Source organism: Phenylobacterium sp. (assembly GCF_031181185.1).
Taxonomy (GTDB): domain Bacteria; phylum Pseudomonadota; class Alphaproteobacteria; order Caulobacterales; family Caulobacteraceae; genus Phenylobacterium.
The window spans coordinates 1-6,716 of the sequence record NZ_JAPSKZ010000189.1 but is presented as its reverse complement, the minus strand read 5'-3'; the positions used below and the strand labels follow the sequence as shown (position 1 = coordinate 6,716).

Here is a 6,716-nt window from a genome sequence, read left to right as displayed (position 1 = left end):
GCGTCGATTTCGTCGAGCAGGGCCTCCACACGCAGGCGCGCGGCCTTCAATGGCCCCTCGAATTCCAGCGACCGGTTGAGCTGCCGGCAGTGGATCAGCAGCATCGTCCCCTGCGCCAGCCAGCGGTCGGGCTGCGGGAAGGCCGAAAGGATGGTGACCCCGGCCGAATAGACGATCGCCTTGCCCAGGAAGAGCGTGCGCCGGCCGGTGCGCTCCCGGAACAGCCGCACGTCGGTGGCGATCCGGCGGCCGACATCGGCGTCCCCGCCGTTGGTGGTCAGCTCCAGCACGAGCGGGCCGTCGCCGCCCTCCGCTGCCGCCAGGGCGTCGAGGAACGTGCGCAGCATGGCCTCGTCCACCGGACCGTTCAGCCGCACCTGCGGCGCCGCGAGCTCCGCCGGCGCCGGTCTCATCGAAGCGTCGTCCATGCGCCAGCAACGCGCGAGACGGCCACTGGCGCCGCCCGAAGCGTCAGCCTTGACCGTCCGGCGCCGCCGTCGTCTGTTCGCCGCCAGGTGTTCGGGGGAGTTCCAGGATGATCCGGGGTGTGGCGGTCGCGGCCGCGCTTTTCGTCGCCGCGCCGGCGGCCGCTCAGGATGCGCCGGCGCAGTTCAAGCAACTGCTGGCCGACCACTGGGCGTGGCACCTCAAGAACAATCCGGTCCAGGCCACCACCCTCGGCGTTCGCACCTACGACACGGAGCTGGGCGACCCCTCCCTCGCCGCCATCGACCGCGAGGCCGCCGAGGCCGCGGCCTTCCTCAAGCGGCTGGACGCCATCCCCGCTGCGGGCCTCTCCGCTGCCGACCAGGTCAACCGCGACATCCTGCGGCGCGAGCTCGCCAACCAGGTCGAGGGCGCCAAGTACGTCCAGCGGGCGATCCTGTTCTCCAACCGCCGGGGCTGGCACCTGAACTTCGCCCGCCTGTCGGAGCGCGTGCCGCTGTTCACCGCGCAAGACTACGAGAGCTACCTCGCACGCCTCGCGGCCTATCCCGAGTACAACCGCAAGGCCATCGACACGACGCGCGCGCTGGTGAAGGCCAAGGCCACCCATCCGTGCGTGGCCATGGTCGGCTTCGAGCGGGGCATCGCCGCCCACGTGGTGGACGATCCCATGAAATCTGACCTGTACGCGCCATTCCTGAAGCCGCGCCCGGCCAACATCACCGAGGCCCAGTGGAGCGACTACGCGGGCCGGGCCAAACAGCTCATCGCCACCGGAGTCGTGCCGGCCTACCGCGACTTCCAGCGCTTCTATGAGGCCGAGTACCAGCCCGCCTGCCGCAAGGGCTTCGGCGCCTCCGAGATGCCCCAGGGCCGCGACTGGTACGCCTATCGCATCCGGCTGATGACCACGATGGACCGCACGCCGGACGAGATCCATCACCTTGGTCTTGCCGAGGTCGCCCGCATCCGCGCCGAGATGGACGCCGTCGTGAAGCGCTCGGGCTTCCAGGGCGACCGTGCGGCCTACATCCAGCACCTGCGCACCGACCCGCGCTACTATCCCAAGACCCCGGAAGAGCTGCTGTCGGTGGCCGCCGTGCTCGCCAAGCACATCGACGGCGAGATGCCCAAGCTGTTCGGCCGTCTGCCGCGTACGCCTTACACGGTGAAGCCCGTGCCGGCGGCGACCGCGCCCGGCACCACGACGGCCTACTACAACTCGGGCTCGTACAAGGGCGGCAAGCCCGGAACCTACTACGTCAACACCTCGAAGCTGGACCAGCGGCCGCTGTTCGAGATGCCCGCGCTGACGGTCCACGAGGCCGTCCCCGGCCACCACCAGCAGCTCTCCATCCAGGACGAGCTGGAGGACCTGCCCGAGTTCCGGAAGTACGCCGTGAACTTCACCGCCTTCACCGAGGGCTGGGGCCTCTACTCCGAGCGCCTCGGCATCGACATGGGCCTCTACGACACGCCCGAGAAGGACTTCGGCCGCCTGTCGTACGAGATGTGGCGCGCGTGCCGGCTGGTGGTCGACACCGGCCTCCACGCCAAGGGCTGGACGCGGGACCAGGCGATCCAGTTCATGCTCGAGAACACCGCCCTGTCGCGCGCCAACATCGAGGCCGAGGTGAACCGCTACATGGTCGATACGGCCCAGGCGCTGGCCTACAAGCACGGCGAGCTGAAGCTGCGCGAGCTGCGGGCCAAGGCCGAGAAGGAGCTGGGCCCCAAGTTCGACCTCCGCGCCTTCCACGACGCGGCCCTCGAGAACGGCGAGATCCCCCTCGACCTCCTCGATCGCCACGTCACCGCCTGGATCGAGAAGCAGAAGAAGTAGCCCGATGCTTCGCCTGGCGACGGCGTCATTCAGCAACCACCAAGTTCACCAAGCGCACAAAGATCCAGCGCGCCCGCTTTGTGTGCTTGGTGTCTGGTGGTGAAAGGCTGAGGCGCGCTCCGCGGCGGAGGTGATTGCCAAGCGCCGCCGCAGCCTGTTCAACAGCGGCCATGAAGCTCTTGATCGCCGCCCTTGCGGCCACCGCGCTCGCCGGCGCCGCCATGGCCGCCCAGCTCCCGCCCAAGCGGGTCTTCGAAAGCCCCGACCTCAACGGCCCGCGCGCCCGCGGCGTGAAGCTGTCGCCCGACGGCAAGTCGGTGACCTACATCAAGGTCCGCGCCGACGACCTCACCGTCACCGACCTCTGGATCGCCGACGTGGCCGGCGGCGAGCCGCGCCTCCTGATCGACGGCAAGAAGCTGGCGCCCGACGCGCGCGAGCTTTCCGAGGCCGAGAAAGCCCGCCGTGAACGGGCCGGCGTCGCCACCCGCGGGGTCGTCGACTACGCCTGGGACGACCAGGGGCGGATGATCCTCGCTCCGGTCGAGGGCGACCTCTACGTCTACGACCTGGCCTCCAGCCAGGTGCGCCAGCTCACTCGTACGCCCGGCGACGAGATCGACGCCAAGGTCAGCCCCAAAGGCCGCTTCGTCTCGTACGTCCGCGACGACAACCTCTATGTCACCCCGGCAGCCGGCGGCGCGGAGCGCGCGCTCACGCAAGGCGGGACCGAGCTGAAGAGCTGGGGCACGGCCGAGTTCATCGCCCAGGAGGAGATGGACCGCCACACCGGCTATTGGTGGAGCCCCGACGAGTCGCGCATCGCCATCGCCCACGTCGACCAGTCCGGCGTCGACATCGTCGAGCGTCCTGAGGTCGGCGCCACGGGCGCCAAGGTGATCCCGCAGCGCTATCCGCGCGTCGGTCGCCCGAACGCCGTCGTCACCCTCTATGTCCAGGACCTCGCCACCGGCGCCCGCACCCAGGTGGACTTGGGCGACAACACCGACATCTATCTGGCGCGAGTGGCGTGGTCGAAGGACGGCCACACCCTCTACGTGCAGCGCCAGTCGCGCGACCAGCGCCGCCTGGACCTGATCGCCGTGGATCCCGCCACCGGCAAGGGCCGGGTGATCCTGAGCGAGACCAGCCCGCACTGGGTCGACATCACCGACGACTTCAAGCCGCTGTCGGACGGCACTTTCCTCTGGTCGTCCGAGACCTCGGGCTTCCGCCACCTCTATCTGCATGGCGCCGATGGCAAGCGCATCCGCCAGGTGACCAAAGGCTCGTGGCCGGTCGCCGAGCTGCTGGGTGTGGACGAGGCCCGCGGCGTCGCGATCTTCAGCGCCAACAGGGACGTTCCCGTCGAGCGCCGCATCTACGAGGTCTCGTACAAGAAGGCCGCCGAGCCGCGCGCCCTGACGCCCGCCGGCGGCTGGTGGAGCGCCGACGTGGCCAAGACGGGCGGCGCCTTCGTCGGGACCTACGAGGATCCCAAGACCCCGGCCCAGACCGCCCTCTTCCGCCCTGACGGGACGCGCGTCCGCTGGATCGAGGAGAACCGGCTGGCCCCGGGCCATCCGTTCCATCCCTATGTGGACCGCCTCCGCACGCCCGAATACGGGACCATCAAGGCCGCCGACGGCAGCCCGCTCTGGTACTCCTTGCGCACCCCGCCCGGCTTCGACCCGGCGAAGAGGTATCCGGTCATCGTGCAGGTCTACGGCGGCCCTGGCAGCGCCCGGGTCACCAAGGCGTGGCAGAGCCCCGAAGACCAGATCCTGCTGGACGCCGGCTACATCCTCTTCAAGCTCGATAACCGCGGCACGCCCAATCGGTCCGTCGCCTTCAAGACCGCCATCGACCGCAAGCTCGGCCAACTGGAGGTCGACGACCAGATCGCCGGCGCGAAGTTCCTCCAGAGCCTGCCCTACGTCGACAAGGATCGCATCGGCGTCACCGGCTGGTCCTACGGCGGCTACATGACCCTGCTGCTGCTGACCGCCCCGGACAGTCCGTTCAAGGCCGGCGTCTCGGGCGCCCCGGTCACCGATTGGACGCTTTACGACACGCACTACACCGAGCGCTTCATGGGCACGCCCAAGGACAACAAGAGGGGCTACGAGACGTCCGAAGTCGTCCGGCGCCTGGACCGCCTGAAGCCCGGCAGCCTGCTGCTCGTTCACGGCATGGCCGACGACAACGTGACCTTCGATCACTCCACCCGGGTGATGTTCGACCTGCAGGCGCGGGGCTTGCCGTTCGAGACCATGGTCTATCCGGGTCTGCGCCACCGCGGCGGCTGGACGCCGATGAACCGCCTGCACCGGGCGATGGCGACGCTCGACTTCTTTGATCGGAAGCTCAAATAAGGCAGGGTTATCAGGTATTTATGATGAGTTGGCGTTGACCGTGCCTGTGAAGGCTGCGGAAAGGCTTCGCCGGTAATCTCCAGTCGCTTGGGGGGCGGGTTCTGCAAGGAAGACCCGCCATGGACTGCCTGCTGTCGCTGTTTTCCGAGCTCTTCGCGCTCGGTCTCGAGCACCCGCTCGTGGCCGGCGCGGTCATGGGCCTTAGCACCGCCGTCATGCTGGGCGGACGCTGACGCGTCCGCCCCGACCAACGCTATTTCGGCTTCCGGAACTTCAACACGAACTGGTCGGTCTTGCCGCGGATGCTCGGGTCGAAGACGCTCGCCGTGTGCGGATCGGCGCTCGAGCGCAGCAGCGGGCTCTCGCCCTCGAACTTGAAGCCCGCCGCCTCGACCTCCTGGCGCACGATCGACGGCTCGATGCGGTGCACCTTCATGGCCGCGTCCAGACCCGAACCCGGCGCCGCCACGTGGTCGACGATCACATATAGCCCGCCCGGCTTCAGCGACTTGTAGATCTCGGCGTTGACCTGGCCCGCCCACTCCTTCGGGAACGGCGTCAGGTGCAGGTCGTGGTAGTTCTGCACCGTGAACACCAGGTCCAGGCCGTCGGGCAGGTCCAGGGCGCCGAGGCTCTGGGTCAAGGCCGTGACGTTCTTGTAATCGGCGACGACCTTCTTCTGGTTCTCGCCGTAGCTTGCCTGGAACTTGATGAACTCGTCGGGCTGGTAGGCGTAGACGTGGCCGTTCGGCCCCACCGCCGCCGACAGGATGCGGGTGAAGTAGCCGCCGCCCATGATGAAGTCGGCGACCTTCTGGCCGGGCTTCACCTCGGCGAACGCCAGCAGCTCGCCGGGCTTGCGTACGGCGTCGCGGCTGACGTCGGCCGTGGGACGGCTCTTGTCGCCCAGGGCAGCCGAGACGTGCGCCGGAACCGCCTGGGCCACGGCCGCGCCGGCGGCGCCGGCGATCAGGACGGAAACGGCGGCGATGAGAACTCTGCGGGCCATGCGGGCCTCCCTCGGTGATCGTTGTTCGCCGGAGCGTAGCAGAGGAACAAGCTGAACCGAACGCTCCGCCGCGGGTTCAGTCGCGGTTCAGGCGCAGTTTGCAGATTGCGTCCGCGTAAGGGGGTGAACTCGAACCAGGAGCACCCGATGAAAAGAATTCTTCTTCTCGCGGCCGCGGCTGCGGCGGCGGCTGGCCCGATCGCCGCCGCCTCACAGGCCGCCGCCCAGCCCCGCGAAGTGCGCCAGGAGCAGCGCGAACTGCGCGACGAGCGCCGGGACGCCCGCCGCGACGGCGTCGTCACCAACCGCGAGCGGCGCGAGATCCAGCGCGAACGCCAGGACGTGCGCGAAGCCCGCCGCGAGGCCCGCTACGACCGCCGCCGGGCCGAGACCTGGCGCGATCGGGCCGAGTGGCGCGGCTACCGCGGCGTGCGCCAGGGCTACTGGTACGCTCCCGGCTACGGCTATCAGCGCTACAACCGCGGCTACGCCTGGCGCCGCGGCGCCTACGTGCCGCGCGCCTACCGCAGCTACTATGTGCAGGATCCGTACTACTACGGCCTGCGCGCCCCGCCGCCCGGCCATCGCTGGGTCTATGCCGACGGCAACTTCGTGCTGATGGCGCTGGCCACCGGCCTCATCGCCGACATCGTTTCCAACGGCTGGTAGTCCAAAGGACCAGGGGCCGCGCGATCGCCCGCGCGGCCCCCTCGCCGTTCGAGGGTGGGCGTACCCTCTGCGGCAGCCTTACGCCGGCTCGAGCGCCGGCTCGTTCTCCTTGAACGTCGCCAGCTGCGCCTGCAGCGCCCGCTGGAACGCCGGCCGCGCCTCTCCGCGCGCGACGTAGGGACCCAGCACCGGATCGCTGGTGACGATGTCCGTGTGCCGCAGGTTGCGCAGCACGCTGATCATCATCAGGTCGCCCGCGGTGAACCGGTCTTCCAGCCATTCCTGGCCGTCCAGGCGCTTGGCCAGCGACGCCAGCTTCATGCGCGTGAACGCGTCCTGACTGGGACGCCGCAGCTTGGCCCACTCTTGGTCG

General features: G+C 69.1%; 5 protein-coding genes and 1 pseudogene. 3 read left to right on the top strand and 3 right to left on the bottom strand.

Features of this window, described 5'->3' with window-relative positions; translation table 11 throughout:
- On the bottom strand, positions 1-413 hold a 413-nt coding region (locus RIF93_RS17425), incomplete at its 3' end, for a peptidase S14 (protein ID WP_309092721.1).
- Between the two features lie 122 nt (positions 414-535).
- On the opposite strand from RIF93_RS17425, the gene RIF93_RS17420 reads away from it, so the two are divergent.
- Together RIF93_RS17420 and RIF93_RS17415 are read left to right on the top strand one after the other, a co-directional pair.
- A complete protein-coding gene (locus RIF93_RS17420; RefSeq protein WP_309092720.1) occupies positions 536-2,290 on the top strand; it encodes a DUF885 domain-containing protein in 1,755 nt (584 codons plus the stop codon).
- Between the two features lie 170 nt (positions 2,291-2,460).
- On the top strand, positions 2,461-4,665 hold the full coding sequence (locus RIF93_RS17415; RefSeq protein ID WP_309092719.1) for a S9 family peptidase: 2,205 nt from the start codon (positions 2,461-2,463) through the stop codon (positions 4,663-4,665).
- A gap of 253 nt (positions 4,666-4,918) precedes the next feature.
- On the opposite strand, the gene RIF93_RS17410 is transcribed toward RIF93_RS17415, so the two are convergent.
- The gene (locus RIF93_RS17410; protein ID WP_309092718.1) at positions 4,919-5,674 is read right to left on the bottom strand and encodes a class I SAM-dependent methyltransferase; all 756 of its coding nucleotides are present in this window, start codon (positions 5,672-5,674) and stop codon (positions 4,919-4,921) included.
- Between the two features lie 147 nt (positions 5,675-5,821).
- Here RIF93_RS17410 and RIF93_RS17405 point away from each other — a divergent pair, with 147 nt between their 5' ends.
- Positions 5,822-6,343 carry an RcnB family protein gene (locus tag RIF93_RS17405; protein ID WP_309092717.1) on the top strand — a complete coding sequence of 174 codons (522 nt, stop codon included), beginning with the start codon at positions 5,822-5,824 and terminating at the stop codon, positions 6,341-6,343.
- Positions 6,344-6,421: 78 nt separating this feature from the next.
- On the opposite strand, the pseudogene RIF93_RS17400 reads toward RIF93_RS17405, so the two are convergent.
- Positions 6,422-6,716 (bottom strand): annotated as a pseudogene (locus tag RIF93_RS17400) (glutathione S-transferase family protein); the annotation flags it as partial.

Bases quoted from the DNA above. Each gene is read 5' to 3' on its own strand.
- RIF93_RS17410 (WP_309092718.1), bottom strand. From the start codon at position 5,674: ATGGCCCGCAGAGTTCTCATCGCCGCCGTTTCCGTCCTGATCGCCGGC.
- RIF93_RS17405 (WP_309092717.1), top strand. From the start codon at position 5,822: ATGAAAAGAATTCTTCTTCTCGCGGCCGCGGCTGCGGCGGCGGCTGGC.
- RIF93_RS17420 (WP_309092720.1), top strand. From the start codon at position 536: ATGATCCGGGGTGTGGCGGTCGCGGCCGCGCTTTTCGTCGCCGCGCCG.
- RIF93_RS17415 (WP_309092719.1), top strand. From the start codon at position 2,461: ATGAAGCTCTTGATCGCCGCCCTTGCGGCCACCGCGCTCGCCGGCGCC.